The sequence below is a fragment of the Pseudomonas sp. FP2309 genome, assembly GCF_030687575.1.
In the GTDB taxonomy this organism is placed as follows: domain Bacteria; phylum Pseudomonadota; class Gammaproteobacteria; order Pseudomonadales; family Pseudomonadaceae; genus Aquipseudomonas.
The window spans coordinates 2,405,995-2,428,527 of the sequence record NZ_CP117439.1; the positions used below are offsets into that span (position 1 = coordinate 2,405,995).

Sequence of the window (22,533 nt, forward strand, 5' to 3'; positions counted from 1 at the left end):
GCTTGAGATGCCCCGTTCCTTGTCGCGGCGTTTTCGCCTCAACGTGCTCAGCTACGGCTACACCCAATTGGTGACGCTGGCGGCGCAACTGGTGCTGGTGCCGTTTTTCCTGCACGCCTGGGGCACCGGGCGCTATGCCGATTGGCTGGTGCTGACCGGGATTCCGTCGATGCTCAGCCTGCTTGACCTGGGGGTGGCCCAGGCGTCAGCCACCAACGCCACGCTGCGCGCCAGCCAGGGTGATGTGCCCGGTGCGCGGCGCAGTGTGCAGACCGCATTGGCGTTCACCCTGGCGGTGGTCGCATTGGTCGTACTGTTTGCCCTGACCCTCGGCCAGTGGCTCGACTGGGTGGCGCTGCTGGGGCTCAAGACCCTGGCGCCGGAACACGCCAGCCTGGTCGTGCTGTTTATGTCCGGCTACCTGTGTACACGCCTGCTGGGCGGGCCGATCGAGGCATGGTTTCGCACCATCGACAGGACCGTCGGCGGCGTTTTTATAATGGCCAACCGCAGAACCCTGGACATTGTGCTGTCCATCGGCGTGCTGCTGCTTGGCGGCTCCGAACTGCAATTGGCCCAGGGCATGTTCTACAGTCAAATGCTGTTTCTGCTGCTGGTCACTGTGTTTGTTCGGCGCATTTCGCCCTGGCCGTTGCTGGGTTTGGCGTCGGCGTCATGGGCGGAGTTTCGCGGCATCTGGAAACCGGCGGTGGGCAGTGCGGCGATCCCCCTGGCACAGGCCATCACTCTGCAGGGCGGGCTGCAAGTGCTCAACCAGATCGCTGGCCCTGCGGTGGTGGTGGGCTACACCATGGCGCGTACCCTGATGCGCCTGATCATTCAGTTGGGTATCACCTGCAGCAACGCACTCACGCCGGAGATTTCGCGGCTGGCCGGGCGTGGGCAGTTCGACGAGGCGCGACGCTTTACCCAGCGCGCCAGCTCGAAGGTGCTGGGCCTGTGCGTGCTGGTGTATGCCGCAGGTATCGCGGCCGGACCGCAGATAATTACGCTGTGGAGCCACGGCCTGGTGCAGGTCGACCGCGTGTCGCTGGCGCTGATCGGTGCTCACACCATCCTCAACGTGGCGTGGTTCATCCTCGCGGCTGTGCTGATTTCCACCAACCGCCACACCCGCACCTCGGTGATCTATGCCTTGAGCAGCCTGGCCGCGTTGCTGCTGTGGCTGGCGGGCAAGGAGCGCATTGATCCGGTGCTGGGCGCCTCATTGTTACTGGCGTTGCCGGAGTTGGTGGTGCTGGTTTACCTGCGGCTGATGCGCGGCACTGAGGTGCACCCATGATGCTGTCCCAAGCGCGGCTGACTCTTTACTTGCCACTGAGCTTTTTTGCCTTGCCATTGGCGCTGAGCAACAACCTGTCGCAGCCATTGGCCCTGCTGCTGTTGCTGCCGTTCGTGGTGTACGCGGGCCGTGGGGTTACGCGCGCGTTACCCTTGCTGGCGTTGGTGGTGGCCTCCAGCGTATTGCAGGTGCTGGTGAGCAGCGGTGCGAAAATATCCCTGTATCAATTTCTACGCTCCGGTATTCCGTTTTTCTATTTTGTGCTGCTGTTGGCCGGCTACGCCTATGTGCAGGCCAATGTGGCGAAAATCGCCCGCGCCCATAGCCTGCGCTATCGGCAGATCATCGAGCGGATCATTTACCTCTTTGCCCTCGGCCAGTTGTTGCAGGTCAGCTTGTACGGGGTGGGCATCGACTTGACCAACGCCGCCTCCAAGTCCAGCGACGAGGTGGGACGCATCATGCTGTTCCCCACCAGTTCGGCGGTCCTGTTGTTTTTCTATGCCTGCTGCCAACGCAGGATCGGTTTGATGCTGATTCTCGCGGTCACGCTGCTGGCGGCTGGTTCCAAGACTATTCTGGCGGCCATGGCGGTGATGATCCTGTTGTCGGCGATCACCCAGCGCAAACTCAAATCCCTGGCGGTGCTGGTGGTTGCCATCGGCGCGCTCGGCACGCTGACGTTCTATGCCAGCCCCCTGGCGGTTTCGCGCTTTGCCACCTACCTGTTCGAGGAAAAGGGCGAAGACGTGACCCGTGCCTTCGAGATCGCCCATGCCAGGGAGTCGTTCCTCGACAGCCCGGCCACGGTGTTCCTCGGCAATGGCTTGGCCAAGCAATTGACCCCCGGCGTGCCGACCAATGACGAGCGCTGGTTCGAGAATTCCAAGTTCGACATCGAGAACGGTTACTGGGGCGTGACCGCCAAACTGGGGGTGGTCGGTGTAGTGCTGTTTGGCCTGCTGTTCAGCGCTTTGCCGCGCACCCCCGTGTCGCTGGCGGTGGTGGCGATTCTGCTGATTTTTTCGTTCAAGACCAGTTACCAATTCTTCACCACCTTCGATGGCAGTTATTTGCTGGTGTGGTCAATGATCATCGGCCTGCTTAATCAGGCAGCGCCGGTTCGCCAGACCTTACCCACTCCCCATTTCTTATTGAGGCAGGCTGGTTCATGAACGCATCTTCACACCCCGTCAGAGCCGGGATACTGACGTACCATTTCAGCGAGAACTTCGGTGCCGTGCTGCAAGCCTATGCGTTGCAGCGTTGGCTGCAGCAGCAGGGTTTGCAGGTGAGCCTGATCAACTACCACCCAACCTATGTGGAGGATGGTAGCGAGCTGCGTCAGGTGTTTAATCCGCGCCAGTTCAAGGCCAACCTCAAGGCGCTGTACCTCAAGGCCCTAGCGCTGAAAACCCAGGTGCTTGGGCCCAATGCGCAGTCGCGACAGTTCCAGGCGTTCAAGGCGCGCTTTCTGAATATCCAGACGCCGCGCTACGCTACCGTCGAGCAACTCAACCGCGCGGTTGCCGGCCAGCAACTGCTGGTGGCGGGCAGCGACCAGATCTGGAACCCCTCGGGCCAGACCGGCCTGGACCCCGCGTACTTTCTGGCGTTTGACTGTGATAAAGCGACTCGCCGTATCTCCTACGCGGCCAGTTTCGGCAAGGAATACCTGGAGCCCGAATACCACGCCAAAGCAGAGGGCCTGCTCAAGCAACTGTCGGCGATCAGCGTGCGCGAGGAGAGCGGGGTGGCCATCGTGCAGCAGGTCGCCGGGTTGGCCGCCGAGTGTGTGCCCGACCCGACGCTGTTGCACCGCGATTATTCGGCGCTGCTGGCCACCGCCACCCAGACCCGCAGCGGTCATGTGTTCTGCTATGCGCTGCGTACCGGTGTGGGCGTGCGAGAAGTGGCGCAGGCGTTGTCCAGCCATGTGGCCGGGCCGATTGTCTCGCCGTACAACGCGCACCGGCGCTGGCGGCAGATCGGTGAGACCGTGCAGGTGGGCCCCCAGGACTGGCTCAAGTTACTCAAGGAAAGCGCCTACGTGGTGACCAATTCCTTCCATGCCACGGTATTTGCAATCATTTTCGAGAAGCCATTTATCGCCGTGGGCCTGCCGGGCACCAAGGCGTCGCTGAATGCGCGGGTGCGCAACTTGCTGGAGAAACTGCAGTTGTCTCAACGCTTCCTGCCGGCGGACGACGCAGGCCAGGTGCAACGCCTGATCGCGGTGCCTATCGATTGGGTCGCCGTGCGCGCCCGGCGCCAGGCCTTGCAACAGGTGGGCGAACGCTACCTGTTGGAACAACTGGCGGCGATCGAGCCATGAGCGAGTTTGCGCAACTCAAGTACGTCGATACCTTGCCCCGCAGCGACAAGGCCCGGCGTCTGGTGTGGGGCCTCGTCTACCGCCTGCTGTTTCGCCCCACACCGCGCTGGACGCTGCATGGCTGGCGGCGTCTGCTGCTGCGCTGCTTTGGCGCCAAGGTCGGCGTGGGCTGCCGGATTGCGCCCACGTGCAGCATCTGGGCGCCGTGGAACCTGGAGATCGGGGATTACACCGCCATCGCCGAAGGGGTCGATGTATACGCCATGGCGCGGATCACCCTGGGCTCCAAAGTTACCATCAGCCAACGCAGTTTCCTTTGCACCGGCACCCATGACACTCGCAGCCTGCTGCGGCCACTGGTGACGCGAGAGATCGTGATCAAGGACCACGTATGGGTCGCCGCCGAAGCGTTCATTCACCCAGGCTGTGTGCTGGAAGAAGGCTGTGTGGTGGGCGCGCGGTCGGTGGTCACGGCCGACCTACCGGCCTGGATGATTTGCGTCGGTGCGCCGTGCCGCCCCCTCAAACCGAGAGACATCGCACTATGAAAAAGGTGAAACGCATGATGGATAAGGCATGGAAGTTGATGTTGTTCGTCAGCGAGTTTTTCCGCGACATGCTCACGTTTATTCGCCATAACGGCTATTCGCCGTTGGAAAGCCGCAACAAGAAGCTGTTCTACAAGATCCTCATCGAAACCCACACCGTGGAAAAAGGCCTGTCCCTCAAAGAACCCAAACCGCTGTTCGGCAAGGACAAGATCAACGGCATCATCCACATGCTCAACGAGTACGACCGCAGCTATTCGGCGTTGCCGCTGGAGATGGCCCTCGGCGCGTTCCAGGGCTACCTCGACCTGCACCGCACCCTGGGCGTGAGCGATGACTTTGTGTTCTACCTGGATGCCTACGTGGAGCACCTCAAGCGCGACGGGACGGCGGGCACCGGCGGTATCAAGCGTGCCGCGCCATGGTTGGGCAACGGCGGGCTGGACGCCAAGGCGTTCCTGCAATCGCGCTCCAGTTGCCGCATGTTCCAGGCCGGCACGATCGACCGCGACGTGCTCACCTCGCTGGTGGAACTGGCGCAGTCGTCACCGTCCCAGTGCAACCGCCAATCGTCGCGGGTGCATGTGTATCAGGACCGCGCCGTGATCGCGCAGTTGCTTGAGCTGCAAGGCGGTTCGCGGGGCTTTGCGCAGTCGGTGGACAACCTGTTTGTGGTGACCTCGGAAGTCACTGCGTGGGGCGGCGCCGGGCAGCGCAACCAGCTTTACGTGGACGGCGCCTTGTTTTCCATGGGCCTGTTGCTGGCCTGCCATGCCAATGGTCTGGGTGCGTGCCCACTGAACCTGGCGATCCTCAATACGGTGGAAAAGAAAATCCGCAGCCTCGGCGCTATCCCGGCCAGCGAGCGGCTGATCATGATGATTGCCGCGGGGGTGCCCCTGGAAAGCCACTTTCGCGCGGCGCGTTCACCGCGCAGGCTGACCGCCGAAGTCCTGCAATTGCATGGTGTTTGAGATGAAACGCGAAACCATCACCGTGATCATCCTCACCTACAACGAAAGCCTGCACATCGCCCGTGCTATCGAGTCGGCGCGAGCCTTCAGCGACGAGGTGCTGGTGGTCGATTCGTTCTCCAGCGACGACACCTGCGACATCGCCCGGCGCCACGGCGCCTGGGTGGTGCAGCACGCGTTCGTTAACCAGGCCAAGCAGTTCCAATGGGCGTTGGACCATTTGCCGATCACCGGCAACTGGACCATGCGCCTGGACGCCGATGAAATCATCGAGGCCGACCTGGCCGCCGCCATCAATACCCGGCTGCCCACCCTGGCCAGGGATATCACCGGTATCAACTTCAAGCGCAAGCATATTTTCATGGGGCGCTGGGTGCGTCATGGCGGCCGCTACCCGTTAAAAATGCTGCGGCTGTGGCGCACCGGACAGGGCCGTATCGAGGACCGCTGGATGGACGAGCACATCTCGGTGGCCGAGGGGCGCACCATCACGCTGGAAGGCGGGTTTGCCGACCACAACCTGCATGACTTGACCTTTTTCACCCACAAGCACAACGGCTACGCCACCCGTGAAGCCATTGAAATATTGAACGCGCGCTTGGGGTTGTTTGCGATACGCGACGACTTGCACGCCGGGCAGAGTTCGTTCCAGGCCAGGGCCAAGCGTCTGGTGAAGAACCGCCTGTATAACCGCGTGCCGTTCACCCTGAGTTCCACCGCGTATTTTTTGTGGCGCTACATCGTCCAGCTGGGGTTTCTCGATGGCCGCAGCGGTCTGGTGTACCACCTGTTGCAGGGCTATTGGTACCGCTTTCTGGTGGGCGCCAAGGTGCTGGAGCTGGAAACCGCCATTGCGCATTTAAACGATAAGGAAGCCATTGTCCGGGAACTTTCAAAGTTGACCGGACATAACTTGAACCTGCCCACCACGAAGTAACCGAGCGTTTTCAACAAACACCCCAGTGTGGGTGTCGGCTTTCGCTCGCCTGAAAATTGGGAGACTGACATGAACAAAGTTGCGCTGATCACCGGTATCACCGGTCAGGATGGCTCTTACCTGGCGGAGCTATTGCTGGAAAAAGGCTACACCGTACACGGCCTCAAGCGACGTTCGTCGTCGTTCAATACCCAACGCATCGACCACATTTACCAGGACCCCCAGGCCCCGCATAAACACCTGATCCTGCACTACGGCGACCTGGCGGATTCGTCGAACCTGACGCGCATCATCCAGCAGATCCAACCCGACGAAATCTACAACCTCGGCGCCCAATCCCACGTTGCCGTGAGTTTTGATTCGCCGGAATACACCGCCGATGTGGATGCCCTGGGTGCCTTGCGCATCCTTGAGGCCATTCGCCTGCTGGGCCTGGAAAAGAAGACGCGCTTCTACCAGGCGTCCACGTCCGAGTTGTATGGGCTGGTGCAGGAAACCCCGCAGAAGGAAACCACGCCGTTCTATCCGCGCTCGCCCTACGCGGTGGCCAAGCTGTACGCCTATTGGATCACCGTGAACTTCCGTGAAGCCTATGGGATGTACGCGTGCAACGGCATCCTGTTCAACCACGAATCACCGCGTCGCGGTGAAACCTTTGTGACCCGCAAGATCACCCGCGCCCTGAGCAACATCGCCATGGGCCTGGAGCAATGCCTGTACATGGGCAACATGGACGCACTGCGCGACTGGGGCCATGCCAAGGACTACGTGCGCATGCAGTGGATGATGCTGCAACAGGACACCCCAGAGGACTTCGTGATCGCCACCGGCGTGCAGTATTCGGTGCGCGAGTTCATTCGTTGGTCGGCGGCGGAACTGGGTGTGCGTTTGCGCTTTGTCGGCGAAGGCGTGGAGGAGGTGGCGGTGGTCGAGCACATCGACGGCGACCTGGCGCCGGGCATTCTGGTGGGCGACGTGATTGTGCGCGTAGATCCTCGGTATTTCCGCCCGGCGGAGGTGGAGACGCTGTTGGGCGACCCGTCCAAGGCCAAGCGCGTGCTCGGTTGGGTGCCCGAAATCAGCGCCCAGCAGATGTGTGCGGAGATGGTCCGCGAAGACTTGAAGATCGCTCAGCGTCATGCCTTGTTGCGCCTGCATGGCCACGATGCCCCCATTGCCGTGGAGAACTGAGCATGGCTCGTGATTTAGATGCGCAGATATTTGTTGCCGGCCATCGCGGCATGGTCGGTTCGGCCATCGTGCGGCGTCTGTGGGCCCTGGGCTATACGCAGGTCCTCACGGCGGGGCGCGATGAGCTGGACCTGCTGGACCCCGCGGCGGTGCAGGCGTACTTCGCCAGGCACCGTATCGACCAGGTGTACCTGGCCGCCGCCAAGGTCGGCGGTATTCACGCCAATGCCACCTACCCGGCGGATTTCATTTACCAGAACCTGATGATCCAGGCCAACGTGATCCATGCGGCCCACAGCCACGGCGTGGAAAAGCTGCTGTTCCTGGGCTCGTCGTGCATCTACCCGGTGCATGCACCGCAACCGATGATCGAAGCGGTGTTGCTTGATGGAGCGTTGGAGCCCACCAACGAACCCTACGCCGTGGCCAAGATCGCCGGGATCAAGTTGTGCGAAAGCTACAACCGCCAGCATGGCCGCGATTATCGCAGCGTCATGCCCACCAACCTGTACGGCCCCGGCGATAACTATCACCCGCAGAACAGCCATGTGATCGCAGCGTTACTGCGCCGCTTTCATGAGGCCACGCGGCGGGGCGATGACGAGGTGGTGATCTGGGGCAGCGGCAAGCCTCGGCGTGAATTCCTGCACGTGGACGACATGGCGGCCGCCAGCGTCCACGTGATGGAACTGAGTCCGCAGCGCTACCGCGAACAGACCCAGCCGATGTGCTCGCACCTGAACGTCGGCACCGGTGTGGATTGCACCATTGCCGAGTTGGCCCAGGCGTTGGTGCGGGTTACGGGCTTCAAGGGGCGCTTGCGCTTTGATGGCGACAAGCCCGACGGCGCACCGCGTAAATTGCTTGATGTGAGCCGCATCAATGCCCTGGGCTGGGAAGCCTACGTGCCCCTGGAAGAAGGCTTGCGCGATGCCTATAACGCCTACCTCGCGGCCCTCGAACAGCCTCGGGGCCAGTGATGAAGATCCTTCTCTATGGCATCAATTACAGCCCGGAGCTGACCGGCATCGGCAAGTACAGCGGTGAGCAGGCGCGCTGGCTGGCGCGCCAGGGGCATGCGGTGCGGGTGGTAACGGCGCCGCCGTATTACCCGCACTGGCAGGTGGGCGAGGGGTATTCAGCGTGGCGCTATCGCACCGAACAGGATGACGGCGTGACGGTGATCCGTTGCCCGCTGTATGTGCCGCGCCAACCCTCGGCGCTGACCCGTGTGCTGCACCTCTCAAGCTTTGCTGCCAGCTCGTTGCTGGCGGTGCTCGGGCAAGTGCGCTGGAAGCCGGATCTTGTGATCCTGGTGGTGCCCACGCTGTTTTGTGCGCCGCAGGCGCTGTTGCTGGCCAGGTTGTGTGGGGCGCGGTCGGTGCTGCATATCCAGGACTATGAAGTGGACGCTATGTTCGGTCTGGGCATCGGCGCTGGTTCGCGGCTGCGGCGCCTGGCGTTGGCGCTCGAACGTTGGCTGTTGCGCCGCTTTGACCGGGTCTCGACGATCTCCAGCGGCATGCTCGACAAAGCGCGTGACAAAGGCGTGCACAGCAAGCGCTTGCTGTTCTTCCCCAATTGGTCGGAGACCGCGCGCTTTCGCCAGGTGCCGCGCAACCTTGCGCTGTTGCAGCGCCTGGGGGTGGCGCCCGGCACGCGGGTGTTGTTGTACGCGGGCAACATCGGCGAGAAGCAGGGCCTGGAGCTGATTCTCGATGCCGCCAAGGCCCACCTCCATCGCCTGGAATTGGTGTTTTTGATCGTCGGCCAGGGCACCGGCAAGGCGCGTTTGCTCGAACGGGTAAACCGCGACGGCCTGCGCAATGTGTTGTTCGCGCCGTTGCAGGCCTATGAAGATTTGCCGGCACTGCTGGCCTCGGTGGATGGGCACTTGGTGATCCAGAAACGCGGGGTGGCGGATTCGGTGTTGCCTTCCAAGCTGACCAACATCCTGGCGGTGGGCGGCCACGCCATTATCACCGCCGACCCCGACACCACGCTCGGCCGCCTGTGCAGCGAGCATCCGGGGATTGCGGTGTTGGTTGAACCGGAGTCCGTCGCGGCACTCAACGCCGGGATCGAGCGGGTACTGGCGTTGCCCGCGCGCAACGAGGTGGCGTTGAACTACGCCAGGGAGTTCCTTGACAAGGAGCGCATTCTGCAACGTTTCATGGCACAGGTTTGACCGCTATGTGGCTTGATTTACCGACTTTCAAGACCGTCGTGGCGTCGACGCCCCTGGTGGCGATCGACCTGGTGGTGCGCAACGGCCGTGGCGAGACGTTGCTCGGCTTGCGGGTCAACCGACCGGCGTATGGTTTCTGGTTTGTGCCTGGCGGGCGCATCCAGAAAAACGAAAGCCTCGACGCGGCCTTCCGACGTATCACCCGCGACGAATTGGGGCGTGCCTTCGAACGCGGCCAGGCGCGGCTGCTGGGGGTGTATGAGCACTTCTACGACGACAGCGTGTTTGCCAACGCCGGGGCCGGGCCGGACACCCACTACGTGGTGCTTGGCTATTGCCTGGAGCTGGCCGACGACCTGCCGCTGCAACCGCCGACCGAACAACATCAGCAGTATCGCTGGTGGCCCCAGGATGAACTGCGCATCAGCCCGCGGGTGCATGAAAACACCCGCGCCTATTTCTGAATCGCTCTTCCAAGGATGCTCTCATGTTATTACCCGTGATCATGGCAGGCGGTTCGGGATCGCGCCTGTGGCCGCTGTCGCGGCAACTGAACCCCAAGCAGTTCCTGCGCCTGACCGATGCGCACCTGTCGATGCTGCAGCAGACCATCACCCGGCTGAGCGGTGCAAATGTCGCGTTGCCGTTATTGATCTGCAACGAGCAACACCGCTTCCTGGTGGCCGAGCAATTGCGCCAACTGGGCATGGAACAGGCGAGCATCCTGCTCGAACCGACAGGACGCAACACCGCGCCGGCTATCGCGCTGGCGGCGTGCAAGGCGGTGGCCGACCATCAGGACCCGATCCTGCTGGTGCTGGCGGCGGACCACCTGATCGAGGACATCCCGGCGTTTCATGCCAGCCTGGAAGTCGCCTTGCCCCACGCCCGGCAGGGCAAGCTGGTGACCTTTGGTATCACCCCCACCAGTGCCCACATCGGTTACGGTTATATCGAACAAGGGTTGGCGGTGGGCGAGGGCGGTTACCGGGTCAAGCGATTTGTGGAGAAGCCCGATGCGGCCACCGCTGCCGCGTATGTGGCCAGCGGCGCCTATTACTGGAACAGCGGCATGTTCATGTTCCGCGCCAGCCGTTACCTGGCCGAGCTGGAGCGCTTTCAACCGACGATTCTTGAAGCCTGTCGCGTGGCGCTGGAGGGTGGCAGCAGTGATCAGCCGTTTATCCGCGTGCACGCCGCCACCTTTGCCGCCTGCCCGGACGACTCCATCGACTATGCCGTGATGGAAAAAACCACCGACGCGGTGATGGTGCCGCTGGACGCCGGTTGGAGTGATATCGGTTCCTGGTCGGCGCTGTGGGAGGCCAGCGAGAAAGACGCCAGCGGCAATGTCATCCGCGGCGATGGCCTGGCCCTGGACACCCGCGATACCTACGTGCATGCCGACAGCCGCCTGGTGGCCACCGTGGGGGTACACGACCTGATCATTGTCGAAACCAAAGACGCGGTGCTGGTGGCCCACAAGGATCAGGTGCAGCAGGTCAAGGGCATTGTCGATCAGCTCAAACAGGCGGGGCGGCATGAGCACCTCAACCACCGTGAGGTGTATCGGCCCTGGGGCATGTATGACTCGGTGGACAACGGCCTGCGTTACCAGGTCAAGCGCATCACGGTGAAGCCGGGGGCCAAACTCTCGGTGCAGATGCATCACCACCGCGCCGAGCACTGGATCGTGGTCAGCGGCACCGCCAAAGTCACCAATGGCGAACAGACCTACCTGGTGGCGGAAAACCAGTCGACCTATATCCCCATCGGCCAGGTGCACGCCCTGGAAAATCCGGGAGTGATTGCGTTGGAGTTAATCGAAGTGCAGTCGGGCTCTTATCTGGGCGAAGACGATATCGTGCGCTTCGAGGATAAGTATGGTCGGGCCTGAAGTTTCCCGACAATTAATAACGTTTTAAATAACGGTTATGGGAGCAACGCATGGCCGGCCGGGGGCTTTGTCGGCAAAACGTTATTTTCAACTAAGCAGGTTAATTGTTATCCGTCTGGTGCGTTGTTTAGCGGGATGGCACTATCGGTTTGCCCACTCATTGGCAATAAGGAGTCTGAGATGAGAACACCACTGGCTATTATTGTATTCAGTGTCTTGAGTACGTCTGCCCACGCGGCCGAGTTACCGCTGGGGCTGGGCACTGCGGTGGTCGGGTCGGTGACGGTAGGCGAAACCCTGCTGGTCGCCAGTGCCCTCATCGCCGGCGCTGCCGCGGCGTCGAGCAGCGGCGGCAGCTCCAATGGCGGCAATACCACAGGTACCACCGGCACAACCGGGACCACGAGTACCAGCAACTAGCCGTAAATCTTCCGCTTTCAGACCACCTGGCAACCCCGTCCAAGTGGTCTTTTTTTCTTGTCGTCTATTGCGAGTGTGCTCACACGATGAAGCGTATGTTTTCTATGGCCGTGGTGGTCGCCGCCTTAGTGCAAGGTTGTATGTTTGCGCCGGGCCAATATATGAACACGGCGGCCTTGACCGAGGAGGGTGGGGCGCAAGACAGTCGTGTGGAGTTAATTCCGATCACTCCCAAGTTATTGGCCATGGACGCTGCGACGCAAGTGCCTTATTCCATTGCGGCGCCCTTGTTGAATTATAAGCCGGGGCCTTATCTGATCGGTCCCAATGACGCGTTGTATATCACTGTATGGGATCACCCTGAGCTGACCGCGCCGTCGGGGCCACAACAACAGATCGATGCCAACGGCCGTTTGGTCAGCCCCGAGGGCAATCTGTTTTACCCCTATGTGGGCGAATTGGTCGCCAAGGGCCGCTCCATTGAAGCGCTGCGCAGCGAGATCACCGACAAGCTGCGCCAGTACATCGACAACCCTCAGGTGGATGTCAGTGTGTTGCGCTTTGCCAGCCAGAAAGTGGTGATCAGCGGCGCGGTGGTCAAGGCCGGTCCCGTACCGATCACCACCATCGCCATGAACGTCAGCGAGGCCTTGGGTGTGGCCGGTATCGACCCAATCAATGCCGACCTGTCGAACCTGACGCTCACCCGTGACGGCAAGCGCTACACCCTTGATCTGGACACCCTCAACCTGGACGCATCGCGCTTGAACGAGGTGTACCTCAAGGACGGTGACCAGTTGTACCTGGCCTACAACGACCGCAAGCGCATCTATGTGATGGGGGAGGTCATGCAGCCCCGCGCCCTGAGCTTCAAGACGCGCAGCATGAACCTGTCCGATGTACTGGGCTCGGTCGGCGGCGTGAACCAGAACACCTCCAACGCCGACGCCATTTACGTGATTCGCGGTGCGCAGAACATCGCGGTTGAACCGGCCAAAGTGTTCCAGCTGCAAGCCACCTCGCCGTCGGCCATGGCCCTGGCCACACGGTTTGATGTGCAGCCTCAGGATGTGGTGTTTGTCGGACCCGCCAATATCACGCGCTGGAACCGTGTGATCAGCCAGTTGATGCCCTCTGCGTCGATCATTGGCATCGGTGCGTCCACCCAGAACAACCTGAGCGAAGCCAGCAGCCGATAGGGTGGAACCTGCGTGAACACTCTTAAGATCGCCGCCTGCGTGGGCGTCGCGTGCCTGCTGGCCGGCTGTAACCCATTGATGCAGGCCTCCCTGGACACCTTCAAAGCGGCCGTGGTCGGGCCGGCGCCGCTGGCGTTGACCAGGGCCCAGGTGGACGCGGTGCCGTTCCCCCAGATCAAAGTCACCACGGTGTCCAGCGAAGGGGTGATGGCGCTGATTCGCCAACGTGGCGACCTGCAATTCTGGGTGGCCTCCGGCAAGCAGGTGCTGTTGTTGCGCAACGGTCTGGTGGTGCGCACGGTGGGCTTGGGCGCTGACCTTGATGGCACCCGTTGGCAAGGCCAGTCGCCGTTCCAGCAAGGCTTGCACCGGCTGCCGCAGGGTTATCGCAGCACCCGCCAGATCGACCTGGTGGGCGGTTATCAGCTGGGCATCGACGTCACCAGCCGTATAACGCGCAAGGGCATCGAGACCGTCGAGATTCTCGACAAAGCCTATGCCTTGCTGCGGGTCGACGAAGACATCGAAGTGGGCGACTTTCGGGCGCGTAACCGTTACTGGGTCGACCCCAACGACGGGTTTATCGTGCAAAGCGAGCAACACCTGACGCCCCGCCTGACGCTGACCATCACCCAACTGCAACCGACCCGCAAGGACGCGCCATGAGTGTTCGACGAGTTGGCGCGCTGCTGCTGTTTTGCGGCTGCGCCAGTGTGTGCCAGGCCGCGATGACGGTCAGTGGCGAAGTGCGCAACCCAGGGCCGGTCCCGTTGCACAGCGGAGCGCGCCTGCTTGACGTTATCACCGCCGCGCAACCGGACGCCCAAGGCTATTGGCTGGGCGCGGCCTGGCTGCGCCAAGGGTTGCTGATGCAGCAGACCCGGCTCAAGGCCGGTGTGTTATTTGACCTTGACGTGCTGCACCAGGCTGCTTTGGCGGCGGGGCGCGAGGCGCGTGCACGAGCGGCGGCCAGGCTTTATCAGCAGGTGCTGGTCTTGCCGGTTACCGGTCGTCAGGTGGCGATGCTCGACCCGGTGGCGGTGGAGGTGGGGTTTGCGCCCAACCCGTTGGTCGATGACGGCGACCGCCTGGTCTACCCGCCCAGGCCCGCGCGCGTACAGGTGCTGGGCGCGGTGGCCGCACCGTGCAGCCTGCCATTCACGCCGCTGCAGCCGGCACGTGCTTACCTCGACGCCTGCCCGCCATCGGCCCAGGCGGATGTCGATTACCTGTGGCTGATCCAGCCCGACGGCGCCGTCACGCGCCTGGGCATCGCCGCGTGGAACCGCGAAGACGGCGCGCCGCCCGCGCCTGGCAGCACCTTGCTGGTGCCGATCCGCAACGACGATCTGGACCCACCCACCCCGGAACTGAATCAGCAACTGGCCGAGTTTCTGGCCACCCAACCCCAGGCCGAGGTCACGCCTTGAAATTATGTCTTGCGGCTGTGCTGCTGGTGCCCTGTGGCGTCGCGCATGGCGAACCGCGTTATACCCAGAGTGATTTTGGCGGCGTGGGGCTGCTGCAAACCCCCACTGCCCGCATGGCGCCGGCCGGTGAATTCAGCGTGAATGCCAACCGCACCGAGCCTTACAGCCGTTACAGTTTTTCCGCACAACCGCTGGACTGGCTCGAGGGCACCTTTCGCTACACCGCGATCACCAACCGCCCCTATGGCGCCGAGTCGTTCAGCGGTGGCCAGAGCTACAAGGACAAGGCCGTCGACGCCAAAGTCCGCCTGTATCCGGAAAGCCACTGGCTGCCCGCCGTGGCGCTGGGGTTTATGGACCTGGGCGGCACCGGGCTGTTTTCCAGCGAGTACCTGGTGGCCAACAAGCGTTATGGCGATGTGGATTTCAGCGCCGGTATTGCCTGGGGTTACCTCGGCAGCCGTGGCGACCTCGGCAACCCGCTGGGGGCCGTGGATAACCGCTTCAATGAGCGCCCCACCGCCGAGGGTTCCGGGGACTTTTCCAATGGCTATTTTCGCGGCAGGCCAGCGCTGTTCGGCGGCATCGCCTACCAGACGCCGTGGGCGCCGTTGAGCCTCAAGCTGGAATACGAGGGCAATGACTACCGGCACGAACCGCGCGCTAACAATCAGCGCCAGGATTCGCCGATCAACCTGGGCCTGGTCTACAAAGTGGCGGATTCGGTGGACGTGAGCGCGGCCTGGGAGCGTGGTAACACCGCGATGTTCGGCATCACCCTGCATACCAATTTCGTCAGCCGCAAAGCCCCGGTAAAGAGCTACGACCCGCCGGCGCCCAAACTGCCGGCAGAGGCGCCGCAGACACCGCTGGACCAGGTGGACTGGGCCGCCGTGTCCAAGCAATTGCACGACAACGCCGGCTACAACGTGCAGCGCATTACGCGGCGCGGGCCCGAGCTGCTGGTGTATGGCGAACAGCAGCGCTACTTCTACAGTGCCAAGGCAGTGGGGCGCGCCAGTCGGATCCTCGACGGCAGCGTGAACGATCAGATCGATTGGTTCACCTTGGTCAACGAGCGCTACGCCATGCCGATCGAAGAAACCAGCGTGCCGCGCCAGACGTTCCGTGAGGTGGTGAACCACCGTGAAGACCTGCAGGACCTGCACCGCCAGGTCGAGGTCAACCGCGCCAGCGATCGCTCGCAAACGCTGCTTTATAGCGCGCCACCCAAGCCCTTCAGCTATGGCGTGGGCCTGGGCTACAAGCAGAACGTCGGCGGCCCGGATGGTTTGCTGTACCAGATTTCCGCCGACCTTGACGCCGAATACCGCTTCACCCGCAACACGTGGTGGAGCGGCCTGCTCAGCATCAACCTGCTCAATAACTACGACGGTTTTACCTACGACGCGCCGAGCGGCCTGCCGCGCGTGCGCACTGACCTGCGCCAGTACATGACTGCCTCCGATGTGACCCTGCCGACCTTCCAGCTCAACCACGCGGTACAGCTGGATCAGGACCTGTACGGCATGGTTTACGGTGGGTTGCTTGAGTCGATGTACGCCGGTGTCGGCAGTGAAGTGCTGTACCGCCCGATGGGCCAGCGCTGGGCATTGGGTGCCGACCTGAACTACGTACGCCAGCGTGGTTTCGAGCAGGATTTCAGCTTGCGCGATTACCGCACCGTCACCGGGCATATCACCGGCTATACCGACTTGCCGTTCAACCTGCAGGGCGCCTTGAGTGTCGGCCGCTACCTGGCCCGGGACTGGGGCGCGACCCTGGACCTGTCGCGCGAATTCAGCAACGGCGTGCGCGTGGGAGCCTGGATCACCCGCACCAGCGCATCTGCTGAACAGTATGGCGAAGGCAGCTTCGACAAAGGCTTGTACCTGTCCATTCCGTTCGATGAGTTGATGAGCCTGTCGACGATGCGCCGCGCCAACCTGGTGTGGGCGCCGCTGACCCGCGACGGCGGTGCGCGGTTGAATCGCGCCTATTCACTGCATGCGATGACCGACGGGCGTGACAGTGATCTGTTCTACAAGAACTTCGACAAGATCACGCAGTAACACGGTGGCCAATGTGGGGCAGGGCAGCCGGCTCCCACATTGGGTCTGCGTGGAGATGGGCTCAGTAGATATCTTTGGAAAGCAGCGTGAACGGCGTCTTCAGCAGGATCTTGATGTCCAGCCACAGCGACCAGGTGTTGATGTAACGCAGGTCAATGTCGACGCGCTGCTGCATCTTCTCCAGTGTCTCGGTCTCGCCCCGGCAGCCATTGACCTGGGCCAGGCCGGTGATGCCGGGTTTGATCCGGTGGCGGGCCATGTAGGCGCGGATTTTCCCCGTGTAGTAATCGTTGTGTGCAATGGCGTGAGGCCGCGGGCCCACAAGGGCCATGTGCCCTTGCAACACATTGAACAACTGGGGCAACTCATCGATGGAGGTGCGTCGCAGAAACCGGCCCACCGGGGTGATGCGTGAATCATTGCGGCTGGCCTGGCGCACCTCATGGCCGTCATGCACGCGCATCGAGCGGAATTTCCAGACCTTGATCACCTCGCCGTTCCAGCCGTGGCGGTCCTGCTTGAAGATCACCGGGCCGGGAGACGTCAGCTTGATCAGCACGGCGCACAACAGCAACAACGGGCTCAACACGATGATCGCCAGCAATGCCAGGCTTTTGTCCAGCAACGCCTTGCTCAAGGCGGCGGTGGGGCGGCTGGTCAGCGGGCTTTCATTGAGGAAGATCGCCGGCAGACCGTCCACTTCGGCCACGCAGTGGTTGAGCAGCAGCATGTTATTGAGATCGGGCACCCAGATCACGTCGACGCTGATGTCCAGCAGGTTGAGGTACAACGTCTCAATGTGGGTGGCCTCCTGCAGCGAATGGGTGATGTAGAGCCGACGAATACCGTGTTGCCGGATCAACTGTGGCAATTGCGGCAGTTCGCCGAGGATCTGCGGTTGTGCGCCGTCAGCGGCGTCGACGTTGCTGCCGACGAGCCCAACCAACGGCGAGCGCTTTTGCCGCGAGAGGGTACGGGCCAAGTCGACGGCCAGTTTGCCGGTTCCCACAATTAATGACTTATGCCGTTCATGCAGTTGGCGGTGGTAATACCGGGACAGGCTGTGCAAAGGAATATAAAACAGCGCCAATAAGGGATAACTGATCGCGACCCAGAGCAATAATGTTTCCAACGGGAATAATGAACTTGCCTGGCACGCGACGCCCACCATATACACGATGCCGACGGTCAGCAGCCAGCCCAAAAACAGGCGTCCCAGGCCCACGGCATAATCATCTTTTTTACTATAGACATCACACAGGCTATACGCGGGAAGCGAGGCCAGTATCGTAAACGCGGCCAGCACTCGATAGTGGTATTCAAGTTGTCCTGTCTTTAAAAATACCAACATAAACAGCGCTGCAACGACCAGGCCCGACGCCAGCGTCCACTGGCCCCAAAACGTTAAGCCCTTGGGGGTCAGGTGGCGATGCATTCTAGTATTGTTCAGCATAGTTCTGCTCCCGGTGGTGACCACGCACGTAGTGGCAGGGTTAATAAAGTCTCGGTATGACCGAACTCAAACGACAGGCACGCGCGAGCGCGTACCCATGGATAGTAATGAACGGTCGGGGGCATTGGCTGACGACTTATAACAAGGTGCGCGCCATATTGTTATAAAGAGGGTGTTATAAAAGGGCAGTTATAAGAGAGTTTTAATAGGCAGTGTGAATGATAAAGTCTGATCTTTTTATTATCTCAACGACGCGCCTGGCTTAACTCAAGCGGTTTTTTGATTTTTTGTGTAAGGCAGTATCCGCGATTTCTGACTGCGCGAAACAAACGCTCGCCTGCATTGGCGCGCTTGAACTTTTCCTGCAAGCGGCTGAGGCACATCTCGAGGCCGCGATAGTGGTCCGGTTCGCGTCCTATATTGCGGATCAATTCTTCTTTGCTGACCACGCGCTCTTCGTGATGCAGCATTTTTTTAATCAACGCAGACTCAATGGCGGTTAACGAAATCCGCAGCCCGCCTTTGACCAGCGTTCGATCATGTTGCGTGAGCAACCAAAAGTCTTGGGGATGCGGTTGCGGTCTGTCGCCGGTCATATCCGCGTAAGCGGTATGGTTTTGCGGCGCATGCTCGGCGATCCGGGAGGCTTGTGGTGCGGCGTTAAACGGTTGTGATGGCAGGGTGAGGGTGTGGGCGGTCACGTTTAAATCGTAGTGGAACGTCTCTGCATTGGGCGTGAAGTCCTGCAGTGCGATCGCCGCATGTGTGGGCGTGAAGGCGTATTTGTTGAGAGAGCTCATAGTGTCCACCAAATTCAGGAAGATGCAGTTCTTTAAAAACGGTCAGCAGGCGAGTAGTAGCCACCCTGAAAATATTCGAATGGAAGGCTTTTTGCCATCATTGCGCTATCGGAAAATTCAACATGGTCGGCGATGAAACCCACCCGTGTTGCACTGATCAGCTCCAGCATGCGGTCGTAGAGCCGATTGAAGAGGTCCGAACGTGTGTTGAGGCTCAGCCGAAGGGCGGAATCCGGGAATGGCATTTTTATGTAGTCGTAGAGTTTCAGGTCGATCAGCAGATCGCCTGGTTTTGTATCGAGCGTGTAGTTGTTGTAGGCCAGCCTGATACCGTTATGGTCTTTGAGTTTGTACAGCTGACGTACCATGGCCCTGCGCTCTGCGGGCCCCGGCAGGGCATCCAGTGGGTTGTAGAGGCTCAACATGAGAGACCGCCCATGGGCGTCCATGGTGTGGGCCAGGTCAAGGATGTCCTTGATGAGGATGTCGTTCATCAACACGCACTGGTCTATGTTCAGAACACTGTGGCTGGCCGTTCCAAGATGCGGGAGCGACGGCAGCATGCGTTGCAGCGCAGCGCTGTAGGCCGCGTTCAGTTGCTCACGGGTGCCGGTGCCCAACACGCGTATTTCGCGGCCCCATAAAGCATGGCTGCGCTCGACGATCGCCTGGCGGGCCAGCGCCAGGCCCGCAACGGGCCCAGGTGAAAGTTGCTCGTTATTCACGGCTCGACCTCTCCTTGATGGGGTGGAAATGACTGGCGCAAATAAGGGCGCGGCTGAGCTTGTACCCATAGCCGCGGATGTTCTGGATGATGTTCTCGCCGTAGTGCGCCTTGATTTTACCGCGCAAGCGACTGATGGACTTTTCCAGGGCTCTGGAGTCGTAGTATTTAGTATTAAGCCCCATGACTGCGGCAATTTCATTGTGACTAAGCAGTCTGTTCTGGATAAGCGCTTCCAGTACTTTCATTTCGACGAATGATATTTCCAGCTTTTTGCTGTCGCCATAAATGCACATGCGGTCCTGGTCTAACACCAGTGCGTAGTGAGGGGGCTGCGTACTTTCAGACAGGAAGGTATCGAACAGGCTGAGTGTGTTTTCAGGGGAGGTTTCTACCACCTTGATGCAATAGTCCGCACCGGCCAAGTAGTATTTTGTTTTGCTCAGTGTGGACGCAAATGTCACGACCACAATTATCGTGCAGTGCGGATTTTCCTGGCGGGCTTTTCTTATGATGTCCAGGGTTTGATGGCTGGCAGAAGGTGTGTCGATTTCTATAATAATCGCACGGTAGTTTCCGTGCTTTTCTTTGGCGTCAATTAGTTGTCCGTAGCAGCGTGTATCGACTTTTAAATGATTCGGCACAGTGCGAACTATCAGCGCCCGGAAGTCGTCCGATTTCGATTGAGTCCGTGCAATAGCGAGGACATTGGAAAAATGCATCACCTACTCCCTTTTCTGGCATGCAAAGCCGTCGGTTCAATCGCTGCTAGCATTTAGATACTAATCGAATTGAATACGGTCAAACGTGACAAATTTTAACATTCACCACATTATTTTTGCGGGCCGTGCGAGGAAGTAAGCGGTTGTTGTACGGGGCTTTACCTGAACTTACACATAGGCTAGTGCAAATTCTAAGTGCTGGTTAAGTATTTTAGCCCCAACGATTTTTTTGAGCCGGGCAAGGTTAAAGCCTTGCCCGTTTATGAGCGGGATGTGAGGCCATGCGGGGCATTCGAGATCGGCTTGTCAGGTCAGCTCCTCTGCCCGCAACTGCGCACCCATGTCATCGCAGCTCAGCGCCCAGTCGGTCAGCCATTGCGGCATCGACGGTGATGCCTCGGCCAGTCCCAATTCCCGTACAAACTCGGCAGGGGGCAGGGTGCCCTTGGCCGAGCGGAACAGCCCGCGCATCACAACCACGCCGACGACGCGACCGCGACTGACAAACCGGTGCTCCATCAGGGTCCACTTGTGGTCCCAGCCCAGCAGGCGGGTGTGCACGTCGAATGCCTCGAACAGTTTCAACTCCCGCCGAAACTTGCCCCAGGTGTCGCCGACGATGGGCAGCGCCTTGTGGCGCAGCGCCACGCGAAACGCACCGGTGCGCAACACGAAATCCATCCGTGCGACGTCCGCCAGGGAAAAGTAGCGGCCATTGGTGACATGCCGGTTGATGTCCAGGTCCAGTGGCCAGACGCGCATACGCACCACGGTGGTGGCCAGTCCGTCGGCGGGTTTACGCCATGGGCGACGGCAGAGCATGTAGAGCAAACGAAACCAGAGATTCATAGCAGTGCCAGACAGTTGATCGATGGCAGCACTTTAGGGGCCCGAGGCCAGGTGAGGTAGGTCCGCAAGTGACTGATTTGTCGAGGACGGTACGATTCGGATACTTCCCTTTAAGGCAGACGAAAAAAAACCGGCTGATCAGGCCGGTTTGGGGTTCCCGCAAACGCTGCGGTCTCAGGCATGGTTATCCAGCAGACGATCAGCACCGCCTTCAGCCACGCGGCTGTCTTGCAGACGATCAGCACCGTCTTCGGCGACGCGGTTGCCTTGCAGACGGTCGGCGCCATCTTCGGCCACACGGCTTTCGATCAGACGGTCCGCACCGCCTTCGGCCACACGGCTTTCGATCAGACGGTCCGCACCGCCTTCGGCCACACGGCTTTCGATCAGACGGTCCGCACCGCCTTCGGCCACACGGCTTTCGATCAGACGGTCCGCACCGCCTTCGGCCACACGGCTTTCGATCAGACGGTCCGCACCGCCTTCGGCCACACGGCTTTCGATCAGGCGATCAGCACCGCCTTCGGCAACAACAGGGTGGGCAAATGCGTTTGCAGCGAGTACCGAGAAAGCGAGGCTAAGCAAGATTTGGCGTTTCATGAGGGTGTGCTCCAAGTGTTTTAAGTAGGTGTTGCCGGGTATGGGTTTGATGTTACGCGGTGCATTTTTTAAGAGAACTTCATTGCGCTGATGGTGACTATCAACGTCAGCGATAGCCCGTTTCAAAGGGCCATCGCCGGGCCGGTCAAGGCATTTGCGGCAGTTCCCGAGGGCGCAGGTCGAACACCAGCACCTCGGCGTCTTCGCCATGGCTGACGTGGATCTGCCGTTCATCCCGCACGCGGGCGCCGTCGCCTTCCTGCAAGCGTTGGCCGTTGATCTGCACGCTGCCTCGGGCCACATGGATATACACGTGGCGATCCGGCGCCAGGTCGAGGGTCGCGGCTTCATCAGCGTTGAACAGCCCGGCGTACACCCGTGCGTCCTGGCGCACGCTCAATGAACCGTCGGCGCCGTCCGGCGAGATGATCAGTTGCAGGCGCCCGCGTTTCTGCGCCTCGCTGAAGTGCTCCTGCTGATAGCGCGGCTCGGCACCGGCCACGTTGGGCACGATCCAGATTTGCAGGAAGTGCACGCCCAGGCGTTGGCTGTGGTTGAACTCGCTGTGCGCCACGCCGCTGCCGGCGCTCATCAGTTGCACGTCGCCGGGGCGGATCACCGAGCCGGTGCCCAGAGTGTCTTTGTGTTCCAGGGCGCCTTCGAGCACATAAGAGAAGATCTCCATGTCACGGTGCGGGTGCTGGCCGAAGCCTTTGCCGGCGGCGACGCGGTCATCGTTGATCACCAGCAGGTCGGAAAAACCCTGTTCGGCGGGGTTCCAGTAGTTGGCGAACGAGAAGGTGTGAGACGACTGCAGCCAACCGTGGTTGGCGGCGCCGCGGTCAGAAGCTTTACGAAGGGTCAGCATGGCGGTGTCCTCAAGTGAGCGCA

Annotated in this window: 23 protein-coding genes; 16 read left to right on the top strand and 7 right to left on the bottom strand. The window is 60.8% G+C overall.

Features of this window, described 5'->3' with window-relative positions:
- The first annotated feature begins 7 nt into the window (after window positions 1–7).
- The 16 genes from PSH59_RS10975 (at window position 8) to PSH59_RS11050 (ending at window position 16,494) form a co-directional block, all read left to right on the top strand.
- A complete protein-coding gene (locus PSH59_RS10975; protein WP_248082783.1) occupies window positions 8–1,303 on the top strand; it encodes a lipopolysaccharide biosynthesis protein in 1,296 nt (431 codons plus the stop codon).
- The gene (locus PSH59_RS10980) at window positions 1,300–2,478 is read left to right on the top strand and encodes an O-antigen ligase family protein (protein ID WP_248082781.1); all 1,179 of its coding nucleotides are present in this window, start codon (window positions 1,300–1,302) and stop codon (window positions 2,476–2,478) included. The genes PSH59_RS10975 and PSH59_RS10980 overlap by 4 nt, the downstream gene beginning before the upstream one ends.
- Entirely contained in the window at window positions 2,475–3,638 is a 1,164-nt protein-coding gene (locus PSH59_RS10985) for a polysaccharide pyruvyl transferase family protein (RefSeq protein ID WP_248082779.1), read from the top strand. The genes PSH59_RS10980 and PSH59_RS10985 overlap by 4 nt, the downstream gene beginning before the upstream one ends.
- Window positions 3,635–4,186 (top strand): putative colanic acid biosynthesis acetyltransferase, encoded by a 552-nt coding sequence (locus tag PSH59_RS10990; RefSeq protein WP_248082777.1) that lies wholly within the window; start codon window positions 3,635–3,637, stop codon window positions 4,184–4,186. Before PSH59_RS10985 ends, PSH59_RS10990 begins: the two co-directional genes overlap by 4 nt.
- A gap of 14 nt (window positions 4,187–4,200) precedes the next feature.
- Window positions 4,201–5,160 (top strand): nitroreductase family protein, encoded by a 960-nt coding sequence (locus tag PSH59_RS10995; RefSeq protein WP_248082775.1) that lies wholly within the window; start codon window positions 4,201–4,203, stop codon window positions 5,158–5,160.
- Between the two features lies 1 nt (window position 5,161).
- The gene (locus PSH59_RS11000; RefSeq protein WP_248082773.1) at window positions 5,162–6,097 is read left to right on the top strand and encodes a glycosyltransferase family 2 protein; all 936 of its coding nucleotides are present in this window, start codon (window positions 5,162–5,164) and stop codon (window positions 6,095–6,097) included.
- A gap of 69 nt (window positions 6,098–6,166) precedes the next feature.
- Window positions 6,167–7,288, top strand: a complete 1,122-nt coding sequence (gene gmd, locus PSH59_RS11005) for a GDP-mannose 4,6-dehydratase (protein WP_248082771.1) — start codon at window positions 6,167–6,169, stop codon at window positions 7,286–7,288.
- A 2-nt stretch (window positions 7,289–7,290) separates the two neighbouring features.
- Window positions 7,291–8,268, top strand: coding sequence for a GDP-L-fucose synthase (locus PSH59_RS11010; RefSeq protein WP_248082769.1), 978 nt, complete (start codon window positions 7,291–7,293; stop codon window positions 8,266–8,268).
- Complete coding sequence (locus tag PSH59_RS11015) at window positions 8,268–9,476, top strand: glycosyltransferase WbuB (protein ID WP_305395037.1); 1,209 nt, start codon at window positions 8,268–8,270, stop codon at window positions 9,474–9,476. The genes PSH59_RS11010 and PSH59_RS11015 overlap by 1 nt, the downstream gene beginning before the upstream one ends.
- A 5-nt stretch (window positions 9,477–9,481) precedes the next feature.
- Window positions 9,482–9,940: a GDP-mannose mannosyl hydrolase gene (locus PSH59_RS11020; protein WP_305395038.1), complete on the top strand. Its 459-nt coding sequence runs from the start codon at window positions 9,482–9,484 to the stop codon at window positions 9,938–9,940.
- A gap of 23 nt (window positions 9,941–9,963) precedes the next feature.
- Complete coding sequence (locus PSH59_RS11025; protein WP_305395039.1) at window positions 9,964–11,373, top strand: mannose-1-phosphate guanylyltransferase/mannose-6-phosphate isomerase; 1,410 nt, start codon at window positions 9,964–9,966, stop codon at window positions 11,371–11,373.
- Window positions 11,374–11,553: 180 nt separating this feature from the next.
- Complete coding sequence (locus tag PSH59_RS11030) at window positions 11,554–11,793, top strand: hypothetical protein (RefSeq protein ID WP_248082754.1); 240 nt, start codon at window positions 11,554–11,556, stop codon at window positions 11,791–11,793.
- An 86-nt stretch (window positions 11,794–11,879) separates the two neighbouring features.
- The gene (locus PSH59_RS11035; protein ID WP_248082752.1) at window positions 11,880–12,992 is read left to right on the top strand and encodes a polysaccharide biosynthesis/export family protein; all 1,113 of its coding nucleotides are present in this window, start codon (window positions 11,880–11,882) and stop codon (window positions 12,990–12,992) included.
- Window positions 12,993–13,004: 12 nt separating this feature from the next.
- Complete coding sequence (locus tag PSH59_RS11040) at window positions 13,005–13,658, top strand: YjbF family lipoprotein (protein WP_305395040.1); 654 nt, start codon at window positions 13,005–13,007, stop codon at window positions 13,656–13,658.
- Window positions 13,655–14,422, top strand: coding sequence for a capsule biosynthesis GfcC family protein (locus tag PSH59_RS11045; protein ID WP_305395041.1), 768 nt, complete (start codon window positions 13,655–13,657; stop codon window positions 14,420–14,422). Before PSH59_RS11040 ends, PSH59_RS11045 begins: the two co-directional genes overlap by 4 nt.
- Entirely contained in the window at window positions 14,419–16,494 is a 2,076-nt protein-coding gene (locus PSH59_RS11050; protein ID WP_305395042.1) for a YjbH domain-containing protein, read from the top strand. The genes PSH59_RS11045 and PSH59_RS11050 overlap by 4 nt, the downstream gene beginning before the upstream one ends.
- A gap of 61 nt (window positions 16,495–16,555) precedes the next feature.
- Here the strand turns inward: PSH59_RS11050 and PSH59_RS11055 are convergent, their stop codons facing one another.
- From PSH59_RS11055 to PSH59_RS11085, 7 genes are all read right to left on the bottom strand, one after another.
- Window positions 16,556–17,947 carry an undecaprenyl-phosphate glucose phosphotransferase gene (locus PSH59_RS11055; protein WP_305395043.1) on the bottom strand — a complete coding sequence of 464 codons (1,392 nt, stop codon included), beginning with the start codon at window positions 17,945–17,947 and terminating at the stop codon, window positions 16,556–16,558.
- A gap of 245 nt (window positions 17,948–18,192) precedes the next feature.
- Complete coding sequence (locus PSH59_RS11060) at window positions 18,193–18,747, bottom strand: winged helix-turn-helix domain-containing protein (protein WP_248082744.1); 555 nt, start codon at window positions 18,745–18,747, stop codon at window positions 18,193–18,195.
- 32 nt (window positions 18,748–18,779) lie between these two features.
- Window positions 18,780–19,472 carry a hypothetical protein gene (locus PSH59_RS11065; RefSeq protein ID WP_305395044.1) on the bottom strand — a complete coding sequence of 231 codons (693 nt, stop codon included), beginning with the start codon at window positions 19,470–19,472 and terminating at the stop codon, window positions 18,780–18,782.
- Window positions 19,465–20,193 carry a winged helix-turn-helix domain-containing protein gene (locus PSH59_RS11070; protein WP_248082733.1) on the bottom strand — a complete coding sequence of 243 codons (729 nt, stop codon included), beginning with the start codon at window positions 20,191–20,193 and terminating at the stop codon, window positions 19,465–19,467. Before PSH59_RS11070 ends, PSH59_RS11065 begins: the two co-directional genes overlap by 8 nt.
- A 306-nt stretch (window positions 20,194–20,499) precedes the next feature.
- The gene (locus PSH59_RS11075; RefSeq protein ID WP_248082731.1) at window positions 20,500–21,042 is read right to left on the bottom strand and encodes a thioesterase family protein; all 543 of its coding nucleotides are present in this window, start codon (window positions 21,040–21,042) and stop codon (window positions 20,500–20,502) included.
- 174 nt (window positions 21,043–21,216) lie between these two features.
- Complete coding sequence (locus tag PSH59_RS11080; RefSeq protein WP_305395045.1) at window positions 21,217–21,642, bottom strand: phage infection protein; 426 nt, start codon at window positions 21,640–21,642, stop codon at window positions 21,217–21,219.
- Window positions 21,643–21,787: 145 nt separating this feature from the next.
- A complete protein-coding gene (locus PSH59_RS11085) occupies window positions 21,788–22,510 on the bottom strand; it encodes a pirin family protein (protein WP_248082727.1) in 723 nt (240 codons plus the stop codon).
- Window positions 22,511–22,533 lie beyond the last annotated feature (23 nt).